The organism is Cellulomonas dongxiuzhuiae (assembly GCF_018623035.1).
Taxonomy (GTDB): domain Bacteria; phylum Actinomycetota; class Actinomycetes; order Actinomycetales; family Cellulomonadaceae; genus Cellulomonas; species Cellulomonas dongxiuzhuiae.
Genome location: NZ_CP076023.1, coordinates 925,233 through 938,950, shown reverse-complemented (window position 1 = coordinate 938,950; position 13,718 = coordinate 925,233). Strand labels below are relative to the sequence as shown.

Sequence of the window (13,718 nt, the reverse complement as noted above, 5' to 3'; positions counted from 1 at the left end):
GCTCACTCCGCGGTGACGACCCGCGCGCCGGCGACGGGTCCGGTCGCCGTCAGCACGCGGTCGGCCACGCCGGAGGCGGTGAAGGCCGCGGCGACCGCGAGCGCGTGCTTCCTGCTGCGCGTGAGCGCCGCGACCGTCGGGCCGGAGCCCGAGACCACCACGCCGAGGGCGCCGGCGTCCGTCGCGACGGCGAGCGGCTCCGCCAGGCCGGGGTCGAGCTCCAGGGCGGCGGTCTCGAGGTCGTTGTGCAGCGCGGCACCGAGCGCGGCCGGGTCGCCCGCGAGCAGCGCCTGCATGAGCGGGACGTCCTGCTCGTCGTCCAGCGGTGCCACGTCCGGGTGGCGCAGCTCGTCGTACGCGCCGTAGACGGCGGCCGTCGACAGCCCGCGGTCCTGCACGGCGAACGCCCAGTGGAACTCGCCTCGGCTGAGCGCCGGCGTCAGCAGGTGCCCGCGCCCCTGCCCCACGGCGGTGTGCCCGACCAGCGAGAACGGGACGTCGGACCCCAGCTCGGCCGCGAGCTCCAGCAGCTCGTCCCGCGTCAGCCCGGTGCGCCACAGGGCGTCGCACGCGACGAGCGCGGCCGCCGCGTCGGCCGACCCGCCGGCCATCCCGCCGGCCACGGGCACGCCCTTGACGAGGTGTAGGTGCACGGCGTCGTCGACACCGGTACGCCGGGCCACCGCCCGCGCGGCGCGCAGCGCCAGGTTGGTCTCGTCCGTCGGCACGGCCTCGGACTGCGGGCCGCTCACGCTGACGCCGAACTCCTCGGCAGGCGTCGCGACGACCTCCTCGTAGACCGACACGGCCTGGAAGACGGTCGACACCGGGTGGTAGCCGTCGGTGGCCCGCGGGCCGACGCGCAGCGAGAGGTTGACCTTGCCGGGGGCGCGCACGCGCACGGCGCGCTCGGGGAGGTCGTCCAGGGGGGTCAGCGTCACGGGGCCACTGTGCCAGGTCCGGACGGCACGGGCCGTGCAGCGTGCAACGCCTCGGCGATCCGCGCGAACCCGACGACGTCGACCTGCTCCCCGCGCACCTGCGGGTCCAGGCCCGCCGCCCGCACGGCGACCTCGGCCGCCGCGGACGACCCCGCGACGCCGGCGAGGGCGGAGCGCAGCATCTTGCGGCGCTGCGCGAACGCGGCGTCGACGACCGCGAACACCTCCTGCCGCGACACGGTGGCGGCCGGGGGCTCGCGGCGGTCGAGACGCACGAGCGCGGAGTCGACGTGCGGTGCGGGCCAGAACACCGCACGTCCGACGGTCGCGGTGCGGCGGGCCGCCGCGTACCAGGCGACCTTGGCCGACGGCACGCCGTACGTGCGGCTGCCCGGGGGCGCCACGAGCCGGTCGGCGACCTCGGCCTGCACCATGACGAGCCCGCGCTCGAGCGAGTCGAACCGCTCGAGGAACGTCAGGAGCACGGGGACGGAGACGTTGTACGGCAGGTTGGCGACGAGCGCCGTGGGCGCCGGCCCCGGCAGCTCGGTCACCGTCAGGGCGTCCTGCGTCACGATGGTCAGGCGCGCGCGGCCGTCGCCGTCCCGCAGCACGACGACCGGGGCCGGCGCGTCGGGGGCACCGGCCGCGTCGGTGCCGACGTCGGTGTCGGTGTCGGTGTCGAGCGTGAGGCCGGGGACGTGGGCGGCGACGGTCCCGGGCAGGAGGCGCGCGAGCACGGGGTCGATCTCGACCGCGACCACGTCGGCACCGGCCTCGAGCAGGCCGAGCGTGAGCGACCCGAGCCCGGGCCCGACCTCGACGACCCGCTCACCCGCGGTCACGCCCGCCTGGCGCACGATCTTGCGGACCGTCCCGCCGTCGAGCACGAAGTTCTGACCGAGGGTCTTGGTGGGCCGGATCCCGGCGCGCTGCGCGAGCGCACGGATCTCCGCGGGCCCGAGCAGGGTGATCGCCGACATGGCCACCGAGCCTACGTCCCCCCCGACCCACCCCCTTCCCACCCCACCCCGGGCGCGAGAGAGCAATCCAGCTGAGGCACGGCTCACCGTGGCGAACTGGATCGCTCTCTCACAGGAAGGGGGGAGGGCTGGATCGGCCTCGGAGAGGTCGATCCAGCCCTCGGTGGTGCGTCAGCCGAAGAGGTTCTTGCCGCAGTGCGGCCACTGGCCGGCGCCCGAGCGGTTGTAGAGCATCTTCGCGCGGGCGGTCTGCTCGTCGGCGGAGGCCTGCGACGGGAGACCCGCGCCGCCGACGGCCTGCCACGTGGCGACCGAGAACTGGTAGAGCCCGTGGTACTTGCCGGTGGACGACACGGCGTCCGGGCGGCCGCCGGACTCGCACCTGGCCAGCGCGGCCCAGTTGAGCGAGTCCGCGCTGCCGCCGGCGGCGATGGGACCGGCCGCGGCGGACGAGCCGGACGACGAACGGGCCGACGACGCGGCGGGCGCCGGGGCCGGGGCGACGGGGCGCGCCTTGGTGCCGACCTTGACGATCTCCTCGACCGGACCCTGCGTGATGCCGTCGCTGACGGGCTCGCGCGTCTCCTCGACGCCGTCGACCGTGGTCACGCGCTCGACGACCGTGCGCACGCCCGGCACGCCGGCCTGCGCGACGACCTTCTGGCCGGTGAAGCGGCTCGCGTCGTCCTCGGTGCGCGACGTGAACGGCACCTCCGACATCGTCGCGACGTCCTGCACCACGACGCGCTGCACGACCACCTGGACGACCCCGTTGCCGGAGCGCTGCACCTGGACGCGGTCCAGCGGCTGCAGCACGACCGCGAGCCCGTCGAGGACCTCGCCGACCGTGGCGTCGGCCTCGGGGACGTCGAGCACGGTCCCGTCGACCAGCACCTCGGCGCGGCCGTCCAGGGCCAGGTCGAGCGGCAGCTCGGCGCGGTCGGCGGAGCGCGACGCGACGAGGGCGACCGAACCGGCGCGGTCGGCGAGCGTGTCGAGCGCCTCGTCGGCGCTGAGCGCGGTGGTCCAGACGACCTGACGGTTGCCGTCGATCATCACGACGAGCGCGGTCGCGTGCCGCACGACGATCTCGGCACCGTCGGCCAGAGCGCCCTGGTGGGACACGCTGTCGCGGTCACCGACCTCGACGTCCTGGTCGGCGAGCAGCCCGTCGACCGAGCCGGCGAACGTGCTGACACGCGTGACCTCGCCGTCGACGTCGAGCGCGACGGTCTTGTGGGCCTGCGCGTAGGCGGTGCCCCCGGCGGCGACGACCAGCACGGCGGTGCCAGCGGCGACGAGCGGCCAGCGGCGGCGCGACGCGCGGGCCGCGGGACCCTGCTCCGGTCCGGCGTCGGGCTGCGGTGCCGTGGCGGACGATGCCGCCGACGACGTCGGACCGGTGTGGCGGGTAAAGAACTGCACGAGGCTCCAGCCGTCGTCGAGACCGGGCACAGGGAGAGGCGGGACGCTCCGCGGTGACGAGCACCCGGACGTCCGCCACGGAGGGATCCCCGATCCGGCGGTCGCGGTGGCCGTGGGACGGCCGACCGTGCGTCACCTGAACGGCCGGGCTCTCACCCTTTCGTGCAATAGCGACACGCGACCGTAACGGATTTACGGCGACAGTTCCAACCCCTGCGAGCGGAGACGAAGGTCACAGCACGGACGGCGCGCCGCAGGCGACGCGCCGTCGTGGAACGAACGTGGAGGTCAGTACCAGTTCTTGGCCTGCGAGTGCGCCCACGCGCCGCAGGGAGTCCCGTACCGACCGGCGATGTAGTTCAGCCCCCAGGTGATCTGGGTAGCCGGGTTCGTCCGCCAGTCGTCGGCCACCGACGCCATCTTCGAGCCCGGCAGCGACTGGGGGATGCCGTAGGCGCCCGAGGACTTGTTCTCGGCGTTCCAGCGCCAGCCGCTCTCCTTGTTCCACAGCGAGAGCAGGCAGGCGAACTGGTCGTCGCCCCAGCCGCGGGCCGCGGCCATCTCCTTGCCCATCGCCTGCGCCGTCCCCGGTTCCACGGCGACCGTCGCCGGGTCCGGCAGCTCCGCCGTCCCGACGCGCGTCACCTGGTCGACGGGCGGCACGGTGACGACCGACGCGAGCACGGTGCGGCCCACCACCACGCCACCGACCACGTCGAGCGCGTAGGTCGTCGTGCGCTGCCCGGCGCGCCCGGTCGACTGCACGACCCGGTTGCCCTTGACGAGCGTCGGGTCCTCGATCTCCTGGACCGCGAACGGCACCGCCTCGGTCACGGTCTCACCGGACGTGGCCGCGCGCGTGACCAGCACGACGAGGCCGTCGACGGCCGCCGCGTCGAGCGGCACGGAGACCTGGTCGGCCTCCTCGAGCACGAGCCCGATCTCGCGCAGCGCGTCCCGCACGGTCGAGCCGCTCGTCACGCCGTCGATGACCTGCCCGTCGACCACGAGGTGCACGGTCTTCTGCGTCGAGACCCGCAGCACGTCACGCCCGACGCTCGCCGAGCGCGACGCCGACAGGCGCACCCCGTCCCGCAGCCCGAGCTCCTCGACCGCCTCGCCCACCGTCAGCGCCGTCGTCCAGACCGTGCGCTCCTGCCCGTCGACCTCGACCGCGATCTCGCGGCCGTGCCGGACGACCACCTGACCCGTGCGCGCCACCGGCTGGTCGAGCCCCGGTGCGACGAGGTCACCCTGGGACACCTCGATGCCGCCCGCGTCGAGCACGTCGGCCACCGTGCGACCGAAGGCCTGCACCTGCACCTCACGCCCGTCGACGTCGACGGTGACGTCCTTGTGCATCGCGGCGAACGCGGTGGTCCCGCCCGCGACGAGCGCGAGCACGACCGCCTGCGCGGCGGTGCGGGCGGCCCGGTCGCGCGCGCGTGCCGCGCGGCGGCCGGAGACCTGGTCGTGACCGGTCACGGTGTCCTTCGGGTCGGCGGGAGGGACGCTGCCCTGAAGTTCTCTTCGGCACCCGGAGCCCCGCCCTTGACGGGCGCAGCACGGCTGCCGGGACAGACCGTAACCGACTCGTGACCCTCGCGACCAGCGGGGGGCGCACGCCGCGACGGCTCACCAGTCGCCGTACACCCCCACCGAGACGGCACTGACCTGCGCACACACCTCGGCGAGCGACCTGCCGGTGGCCTCGGCGACCGTGCGCACCGTCCCCGGCAAGAGGTACGGCGCGTTGGGCCGACCCCGGTGCGGGTGGACCGTCAGGTAGGGCGCGTCGGTCTCGACGAGCACGAGCGAGGCAGGCAGCAGCCGCAGCGCCGCCCGCAGCTCCTCGTTGGCGGGGAAGGACACGGGTCCCGCGAAGGAGCAGTACCAGCCCTCGTCGGCGCACACGCGCGCCAGGCCGGTCCCGCCCGAGAAGCAGTGGAACACCGTGCGCTCGGGCGCGCCGTCGCGACGCAGCACGTCGACGACCTCGTCGTGCGCGTCCCGGTCGTGGATCTGCAGCGCCAGGCCGAGCTCCTTGGCGAGCGCGACGTGCGCCCGGAAGGCCTCGCGCTGGACCTCGCGGCCCCGGGGCCCGGCGCGGTAGTGGTCCAGGCCGGTCTCCCCGATCGCCCGCACGCGCGGGTTCGCGCGTGCGACGGCCGCGACCGCGGCGAGCGCCTCGTCGAGCGGCACGTCGTGCCGGGGCTGCGGGTCGGGCTCGAGCCCGTCCGGTGCGACCTCGCGGACGCCCGCGTGCAGCACCGCCTCGTTGGGGTGGATCGCGACGGCCCCCAGCAGCGCCGGGTGGGCCCGCACGGCCGCGTCGGTCCAGGAGACGGCGTCGAGGTCGCAGCCGACCTGCACCATGCGGGTCACGCCGACGGCCGCCGCGCGCGCCACGTGCGCGGCGACGTCCGGGGGCGTCGCCGCGGCGTCGTCCACGTCGCCGTCCCAGCCGCCCGCCCGCCAGCCGACCACCGACTCGAGGTGCGTGTGGTTGTCGACGACGGGCGACGGCAGGGGCTCGGGCGACGGCGGCCAGCCCGTCTCACGACGCTTGCGGGCCACGGGTCAGGGCTGCCGGAGCCGCTCGAGCTCCTCCTCGACGATGGAGTCGTCGAGCTTGGTGAAGATCGGCGTGGGCTTGTCGACCTTCGTGCCCGGCACGACCGCCTTCGGCTGCCACGTCCCGCGGACCGACGTGTAGTCGCCCGTGATGACGGGGTAGTGCCGGCTGTCGTCGTCGAGGTCGGTGACCTCCTCGATGCGGGGCTGCGGCGAGAACGTCCCCGTGCCGCCCAGCGCCTCGTGGACCTGCTGCGCGGAGTGCGGCAGGAACGGCGCGAGCAGCGTGTTGAGGTCGCTCACGGCCTGCGTCGTGGTGTGCAGCACCGTCGCCAGACGCTCGGGGTCGGTCTTGAGCTTCCACGGCTCGGTCTCCGAGACGTACCGGTTCGCCTCCGTCACGACGCGCATGGCCTCCTGGAGCGCCTGCCGCTGCCGGTGGACGCCGACGAGCTCACCGACGCGGCCGAAGGCGGTCGTGATCTCGGCGCTCAGCGCCTCGTCGACGGGCAGCCGGTGCCCCGGTGCGGGGATCTCGCCGAAGTTCTTGTGCACCATGCTCGCCGTGCGGTTGACCAGGTTGCCCCAGCCCGCGACCAGCTCGTCGTTGGTGCGGCGCTTGAACTCCGCCCACGTGAAGTCGACGTCCTGCATCTCCGGACCGGCGACCGAGATGTAGTACCGCAGGGCGTCGGGCTGGTAGCGCGCGAGCATGTCGCGGACGAGGATGACCACGCCGCGCGACGTCGAGAACTGCTTGCCCTCGACGTTGAGGAACTCGCTTGAGACGACCTCGGTCGGCAGGTTGAGCGACCCGTACGCGCCGGGCTCCCCGCCGCGCGAGCCCTTGCCGTCGTAGCCCAGCAGCTCGGCCGGCCAGATCTGCGAGTGGAACGTGATGTTGTCCTTGCCCATGAAGTAGTACGACAGGGCCTCGGGGTCGTTCCACCACTGGCGCCACGCGTCCGGGTCGCCGCTGCGCCGCGCCCACTCGATCGACGCCGACAGGTACCCGATGACCGCGTCGAACCACACGTACAGACGCTTGGTCGGGTTCTGCTCCCACCCGTCGAGCGGCACGGGGATGCCCCAGTCGATGTCACGCGTCATGGCGCGCGGACGCACGTCGTCGAGCAGGTTCAGGGAGAACTTCAGGACGTTCGGGCGCCACTCGGTGCGCGTGCGCAGCCAGTCCCCGAGCGCGTCGACGAACGCCGGCAGGTCGAGGAAGAAGTGCTCGGACTCCACGAACTTCGGCGTCTCGCCGTTGATCTTGCTCTTCGGGTTGATGAGCTCGATCGCGTCGAGCTGGTTGCCGCAGTTGTCGCACTGGTCGCCGCGCGCGCCGTCGTAGCCGCAGATCGGGCACGTGCCCTCGATGTAGCGGTCCGGCAGCGTGCGGCCCGTCGACGGGCTCACCGCGCCCTTCGTGGTCCGCTCGATCATGTAGCCGTTCTTGTGCACCGTGCGGAACATCTCCTGCACCACGGCGTAGTGGTTGCGCGTGGTGGTGCGCGTGAACAGGTCGTACGACAGCCCGAGTGCCGTCAGGTCCTCGGCGATCACGCGGTTGTAGCGGTCCGCGAGCTCCTGGGGGCTCACGCCCTCCTTGTCGGCCTGCACGAGGATGGGCGTGCCGTGCTCGTCGGTGCCCGAGACCATGAGCACGTCGTGGCCCGCCATGCGCATGTACCGGCTGAAGACGTCGGAGGGGATGCCGAAGCCGGCGACGTGACCGATGTGGCGGGGGCCGTTGGCGTAGGGCCAGGCCACGGCCGACAGGATGCGGGACATGGGTCGATCCTAGGTGCGACGTCCCTCGTCGCCGTCCGGGTTTCCGCGCTCCGGACGCGGCTCGGCCGGCTCCTCGGGTGCCTCGACGTCCTCGCGCCACCCGCGCCGGCCCAGGTCGACGAACCGCGCGGTCCCCTCCGAGACGTCCCACGACCGCTCGTGGGCCTCCTCCTCGTCGAGGCGCAGGGCCTCCTCACCGGCGATCGCCTCGGCCTCGACCGACGTGCCGTCCTCCTCCGCCTCCGCCAGCGTGGGCGGCAGCCGGCGCCGGGTGGCGACGTCCTCGTCGGGCGGGACGTCCACGTCGTCGGTCTCGTCGGGCGTGCGCAGACGCAGCGGCTGGGTGTCGTCCGGCTCGAACGGGCGCTCGCGCGTCGGCCACACGACGACGGGCTCCGCCCACCGGTCCGGCGGCCCGTCACCGGCACGGCCGCCCGCGGCCACGCGGCGCGGGTCCCCGACCTCGCGGGTCCCGCCCGCGGGCGTCGTCGTGGGCGCCTCCGCGACCGCGACGGCACCGGCCTCGCGCGACGGCACGCGTGCCGGGGGCACCGACGGGGGCGGGCCGTCGGGACGGCGCAGGCGCCCGCGGTGCGACGGGCGCGGGCCGGCGTCGTCCTCGCCGTCGGACGGCGGCGTCGTGACGGGCGTGAAGATCAGGGCGCACAGGTCGCGGTACGTCGCGTCCGGGCGCGCCACCCACCCGATCTGCCGCAGCGCCTGGTCCTGCCCCGCGGACTCGAGGAGGAACTGGCCGTAGCCGAGCATCTGCCCCAGGACGGACCGCGAGTACCGCATGTCCGTCACCTTCATGAGCGGCATCATGCCGACCTGGTGGGTGACGAGCCCGGTCAGCAGGAGCATCCGCTTGTCGGTGGCGACGAACCACTCCACGCGCCACAGCAGCAGGTACCACCCGAACCTCGCGAGCGCCGCGAGCCACAGCCACCACACCACGAGGGCGCCGTCCCCCACGGTCGGCTGCAGCACGTACGTCAGCCAGCCGCAGACCGCGAACACCCCGGCGGCGACCAGCGCCGGCTCGAGGAGCTTGGCCCAGTGCCGCCGCGTCGCCAGGACGACGCGCTCGCTCGGCAGCACGTACCGGCGCAGCAGCCGGTGGGACATGACGATGCGGGTCGCGTGGTCCGTCGTCACGTCGTCACCTCCCGCCCGTCGTCGCGCCGCGACGTCGCCGCGGCGCGGTCCGTCAGTCCGCCAGGTTGCTGAAGAAGCGCGCGAAGCCCGAGAACACGCTGTAGACGAAGTCCCCGATGCCCTCGACCACCGACGCCGCACGGTCGGGGTTCGTCGCCACGGCGTAGATGAGGAAGATCACGACGATCCACATGAGGATGCTCTTGGCCCTCGCCGGCATGTCGGCTCCCTGTCGTGTGCTCGTCGTCGCGTGTCGTGCTGGTGATCACCGCCGCCATCGTCGTCCGGCCGGTCACCGACGAGCCGCGGGACGACCGTCGGACGGCGCACACAGTACCGACCCGGACGATTCTCCCGAACCGCACACGCCGGGAGAGCCGCGACTCTCAGTCCGCTCTCACGGTGACGCGCAGGACGCGGTCGTCCCCGGGCTCCGGATCACCGCGGCCGTCGGTGTTGTTCGTCAGCACCCACAGCGAGCCGTCGGGGGCGACCTCGACGGCCCGCAGCCGGCCGTGCTCGCCCGCCAGCAGGGGCTGCGGCGTGCCGATCCCGGCCGCGTCGGCGGCGGGGTCGTCGAGCGCGGCGGCGGTGACCGGCCGCAGCGGGACGCGCCACAGCGTGCGGCCCCGCAGGCCGGCGAGGTACACGCCCTCGTCGGTCACCGCGAGGCCCGACGGCGACGCCTCCGACGTGGCCCACACGGCCACCGGGTCGGCGTACCCCTGCGCCGCGCCGCCCTGCCCCTCGACCGCGGGCCAGCCGTGGTCGGCGCCCGCGTGCAGCACGTTGAGCTCGTCCCAGGTGTCCTGGCCGAACTCCGCGGCGAAGGCCCGCCCGTCGGGCGCCCAGCCGATGCCCTGCACGTTGCGGTGCCCGCGCGTCCACACGGGCGAGGACGGGTCGGGGTTGCCGGGCGCGGGCGCGCCGTCGGCCGTCACGCGCAGCACCTTGCCACCGAGGCTGCCCGGGTCCGGCGCCAGCCGCGTCGTGTAGGTGTCGCCCGTCGTGACGTACAGGAAGCCGTCCGGGCCGAAGGCCAGGCGCCCGCCGTTGTGGTTCGTGCCGTTCGGGATGCCCTCGAGCAGGACGCGCGCGGGCCCGAGCGTCGTGCCGTCGAGCGTCGCGCGCAGGACGCGGTTGTCCTGGCGGGACGTCAGGTACACGGTGACGTCGACGGGGCCCGCCGAACCGGCACCCGGGACCACGGCCACGCCGAGCAGGCCGCCCTCGCCGCGCGGCACCGTGGCCGTCGCGATCTCGTCGGCACCCGGGCCGGTCACGTCCGTCAGCGACCCGTCGGCCCCGACGACGACGAGCCGAGCCGCGTCCCGCAGCGTCACCAGCGCGCGCCCGTCCGGCAGGAACGCCAGCCCCCACGGTGCGTCCAGCCCCGTCACGACGTCCTGCACGGACGCCACCGTGACGGTCGGGACGTCCCGCACCGCAGGCGCGGTCGCCGCGTCGGGCGGGGGTACCGGCGTCGTGGCGGACGGCGGCGCCGGCGCTGCCGCGGAGGTCGTCGGCGGGTCGGGGGCGTCGGGCGAGCAGCCGACCACGAGCAGGGCCAGGACGAGGACGGGGGCCGCACGCCCGAGCGCCGCGCGTCGCCACGCCCCGCAGGTCCTCCGGCCGTCTCCCACGGCACCACTGTGCCCGTCCCCGGCACCGGCCGCAGCCGTCCCGGCCCGGCGCCCTCGTCGAGACCGGCCTCGGTCGTCGTCCGGCGTCCGCAGGACGACCCAGGCCGGTCCCGGCGGAGCCGCGTCCCACGGTGCGGACGGCGCCGGCCGTGGCGGCGTCACGGCCGCCGCGCCGCCAGTGCCGCCGCGTACAGGTCGCGCTTGACGACCCCCGTCACCTCGGCGACCTCCGCGACGACGGTCTTGAGCCGCTCCCCCGCGTCGACGCGCGCCAGGACCTCGGGCACCAGGTCGGCGACGTCGCGCCGCCCCTCCGACGGGGCGCCGCCGACGACGAGCACGACCTCGCCGCGCACCTCCCCCGCGTGCGCCCACGCGGCGAGCTCCGCGAGCGGTCCGCGACGGACCTCCTCGTACGTCTTGGTCAGCTCGCGGCACACCGCCGCCGGGCGCTGCGCGCCGAACGCCACGACCAGCGCGTCGAGGGCCTCGGCCACGCGGTGCGGGGCCTCGAACAGCACCATCGTGCGACGCTCGGACGCGAGCGCGGCCAGCGTCCGCGCACGGTCGCCCGCGCGGCGCGGCAGGAAGCCCTCGAAGCAGAAGCGGTCGGTCGGCAGGCCCGACAGCGCGAGCGCCGCCAGGACCGCGCTGGGACCGGGCGCCACCGTGACCGGCAGCCCCGCGGCCACCGCCGCCTGCACGACGCGGAACCCGGGGTCCGACACGGTCGGCATGCCGGCGTCCGTCACGACGAGCACCGTGCCGCCGTGCGCGACGACGTCGAGGAGCTCGTCCGACCGCCCGGACTCGTTGTGCTCGTGGTGGCTGACGACGCGCCCCGTGATGGTGACGCCCAGCCGCGCGGCCAGCGCGCGCGTGCGTCGCGTGTCCTCGGCGGCGACGACGTCCGCCTCCGCCAGCAGCCGGCGCAGGCGGCCCGACGCGTCCTCGGCGTCACCGATGGGAGTCGCCGCCAGGACGAGCGCCCCCTGACCCAGGCGCAGCGAGCGTCCCGGCGGGACCGTGCCCGGCGCGGGCGTCGCGCCGACGCCGTCGGACGGCGTACCCGGCTCACCGGCGGGCTGCGGGTCGGGCACCGGGTCGAGGGCGGGCTCGGTCGGGGTCGGCGAGGTCACAGCACCAGCCTGCCACCCCCGTCGCCACCACCCGGCGCACCCGGCGCAGCACGGCACCGCACGGCCCCGCACGGCCCCGCACGGCCCCGCACGGCCCCGGACGAAACCGGACGACACCCCTGCACACGTCGTGCGACCGTCCGGGTGGCGCCCGGAACGCCCCGGTCCGGGTACCTCTACGATGGGCCGGTGCCGACCGACGGAGACGACACCGAGCGCCAGCCCTCCGGGCCGGGAACTCCTATGCACACGGGTGCGGACACGCTCCCACCCGTGGCCGCACGGCCCGACGGGCGGGCGGCCGGCGCCCCCGCCGCCCCCGACGCGCCGCCCGTGAGCCCCGCAACCGCACCGGGCACCGGTCCCGACGGCCCAGGAACCGACGACACCGGCCCCGTGGACCCGGGCGCGGAACCGGGCGCGGACGCCACCGGTCCCGCGCAGGAGACCGAGCCGCACGAGCAGCGGCTGCTGCGCCGCCTGCTCGGCGCGGGCACGCTGACGCTCGACGCGACGCCGCGCGCACGCCTGCACGGGTGGCTGTGGGCGCTGGGCGTCACGGCGCTCGCCGCGTTCCTGCGGCTGTGGGACCTGGGCCGGCCGCACCGCCTGGTCTTCGACGAGACGTACTACGTCAAGGACGCGTACTCGCTGCTGATGCACGGCTACGAGGCGACCTGGGGCGACGACCCCAACGCGCGCTTCGAGTCGGGCGACGTGAGCATGCTCGGCACCGACCCCGCGTACGTCGTCCACCCGCCCGTCGGCAAGTGGATGATCGCCCTGGGGATCCGCCTGGGCGGCGGCGTCGAGAGCTCGGCCGCGTGGCGCCTCGCGGCGGCCGTGTGCGGGACGCTCGCCGTCCTGATGATCGCGCGCATCGGCCGGCGGCTGTTCGCGTCGACGGCGCTCGGCACCACCGCGGGCCTGTTCCTCGCGGTCGACGGCCAGGCGATCGTGCACTCGCGCGTCAGCCTGCTCGACCCGTTCCTCATGTTCTTCGCGCTCGCCGCCTTCGGGTGCCTCCTCCTCGACCGCGAGCAGGCCCGGCGCCGCCTGGCCGTGCGGGCCGCCGCCGTCCTCGACTCGGGAGGGCCGCTCGGCTGGGGCCCGGGCCTGGGGTTCCGCTGGTGGCGGCTGGCCACGGGCGTCCTGCTGGGCCTGGCCATCGGCACCAAGTGGTCGGGGCTCTACTTCCTCGCCGTCTTCGGTCTGCTCACCGTGCTGTGGGACGCGACCGCCCGGCGCACTGCCGGCGTGCGCCCGTGGGTGCGGGCCACGCTCGTCAAGGACGCGGTGGTCGCGTTCCTCGTCATGGTCCCCACGGCCGCCCTGACGTACCTCGCGTCGTGGGCGGGCTGGTTCGCGACGGACAACGGGTGGGACCGGCACTGGGCGGAGGACAACCCCGGCCAGGGCGTGCAGTGGCTGCCGCCCGCGCTGCGCTCCCTGTGGTCCTACCACCAGGGGATGTGGCGCTTCCACAGCGACCTGGACACGCCGCACAGCTACGCGGCGGGCCCGCTCGGCTGGATCGTGCAGTGGCGGCCCACCTCGTACTACTACCCGACGGAGGTCTCGGGCCTCACGGGTGACGCCGCGCAGCAGGCGTGCGGCGCGGACTCCTGCTCGCAGGCGATCATCGCGGTCGGCAACCCGCTCATCTGGTGGGCCGGCGCCGCGGCGATCCTCGTGGCGCTGTTCTGGCTGGTGCGCTACCGCGACTGGCGCGCCGGCGCGGTCCTGTCCGGCATCGTCGCGGGTTGGGTCCCCTGGTTCGCCTACGCGCACCGCACGATCTTCACGTTCTACACGATCGCCTTCGTGCCGTGGGTCGTGCTGACGCTCGTGTACGTCCTCGGGCTGCTCGTGGGGCCGGCCGTCGGGGACGACGCCACGGCCCGCGACCGGCGGGCGCGACGGTGGACCGTGGTCGCGGTCGGCGTCTTCGTGGCCCTGGTCGTCGGCGTCGGGCTGTTCTTCTACCCGGTGTGGGCGGCGTTCGTCGTCCCCTGGCAGCAGTGGCACATGCGCATGTGGCTCCCGACCTGGATCTGACGT

The 13,718-nt window shown here is 75.0% G+C and carries 11 protein-coding genes; 1 reads left to right on the top strand and 10 read right to left on the bottom strand.

The window, feature by feature from the left end; translation table 11 throughout:
* Window positions 1–2: 2 nt before the first annotated feature.
* The 10 genes from KKR89_RS04260 to rsmI form a co-directional block, all read right to left on the bottom strand.
* On the bottom strand, window positions 3–941 hold the full coding sequence (locus KKR89_RS04260) for a 4-(cytidine 5'-diphospho)-2-C-methyl-D-erythritol kinase (RefSeq protein ID WP_208198012.1): 939 nt from the start codon (window positions 939–941) through the stop codon (window positions 3–5).
* The gene (locus tag KKR89_RS04255; protein WP_208198011.1) at window positions 938–1,924 is read right to left on the bottom strand and encodes a ribosomal RNA small subunit methyltransferase A; all 987 of its coding nucleotides are present in this window, start codon (window positions 1,922–1,924) and stop codon (window positions 938–940) included. Before KKR89_RS04255 ends, KKR89_RS04260 begins: the two co-directional genes overlap by 4 nt.
* Window positions 1,925–2,095: 171 nt before the next feature.
* Window positions 2,096–3,379, bottom strand: a complete 1,284-nt coding sequence (locus KKR89_RS04250) for a resuscitation-promoting factor (protein WP_251141012.1) — start codon at window positions 3,377–3,379, stop codon at window positions 2,096–2,098.
* A 258-nt stretch (window positions 3,380–3,637) separates the two neighbouring features.
* Window positions 3,638–4,834: an aggregation-promoting factor C-terminal-like domain-containing protein gene (locus KKR89_RS04245; protein WP_208198010.1), complete on the bottom strand. Its 1,197-nt coding sequence runs from the start codon at window positions 4,832–4,834 to the stop codon at window positions 3,638–3,640.
* A 150-nt stretch (window positions 4,835–4,984) separates the two neighbouring features.
* Window positions 4,985–5,926 (bottom strand): TatD family hydrolase, encoded by a 942-nt coding sequence (locus tag KKR89_RS04240; protein ID WP_208198009.1) that lies wholly within the window; start codon window positions 5,924–5,926, stop codon window positions 4,985–4,987.
* A 3-nt stretch (window positions 5,927–5,929) separates the two neighbouring features.
* The gene (metG, locus tag KKR89_RS04235) at window positions 5,930–7,717 is read right to left on the bottom strand and encodes a methionine--tRNA ligase (protein WP_208198008.1); all 1,788 of its coding nucleotides are present in this window, start codon (window positions 7,715–7,717) and stop codon (window positions 5,930–5,932) included.
* Window positions 7,718–7,726: 9 nt separating this feature from the next.
* Window positions 7,727–8,875, bottom strand: coding sequence for a PH domain-containing protein (locus KKR89_RS04230; RefSeq protein ID WP_208198007.1), 1,149 nt, complete (start codon window positions 8,873–8,875; stop codon window positions 7,727–7,729).
* Window positions 8,876–8,927: 52 nt separating this feature from the next.
* Window positions 8,928–9,095: a hypothetical protein gene (locus KKR89_RS04225; protein ID WP_208198006.1), complete on the bottom strand. Its 168-nt coding sequence runs from the start codon at window positions 9,093–9,095 to the stop codon at window positions 8,928–8,930.
* A gap of 166 nt (window positions 9,096–9,261) precedes the next feature.
* Window positions 9,262–10,518 (bottom strand): PQQ-dependent sugar dehydrogenase, encoded by a 1,257-nt coding sequence (locus tag KKR89_RS04220; RefSeq protein ID WP_208198005.1) that lies wholly within the window; start codon window positions 10,516–10,518, stop codon window positions 9,262–9,264.
* Between the two features lie 158 nt (window positions 10,519–10,676).
* Complete coding sequence (gene rsmI, locus KKR89_RS04215) at window positions 10,677–11,525, bottom strand: 16S rRNA (cytidine(1402)-2'-O)-methyltransferase (RefSeq protein ID WP_243883502.1); 849 nt, start codon at window positions 11,523–11,525, stop codon at window positions 10,677–10,679.
* Between the two features lie 375 nt (window positions 11,526–11,900).
* Here rsmI and KKR89_RS04210 point away from each other — a divergent pair, with 375 nt between their 5' ends.
* Window positions 11,901–13,715, top strand: coding sequence for a dolichyl-phosphate-mannose--protein mannosyltransferase (locus tag KKR89_RS04210; RefSeq protein ID WP_243883501.1), 1,815 nt, complete (start codon window positions 11,901–11,903; stop codon window positions 13,713–13,715).
* The last annotated feature ends 3 nt before the right edge of the window (window positions 13,716–13,718 follow it).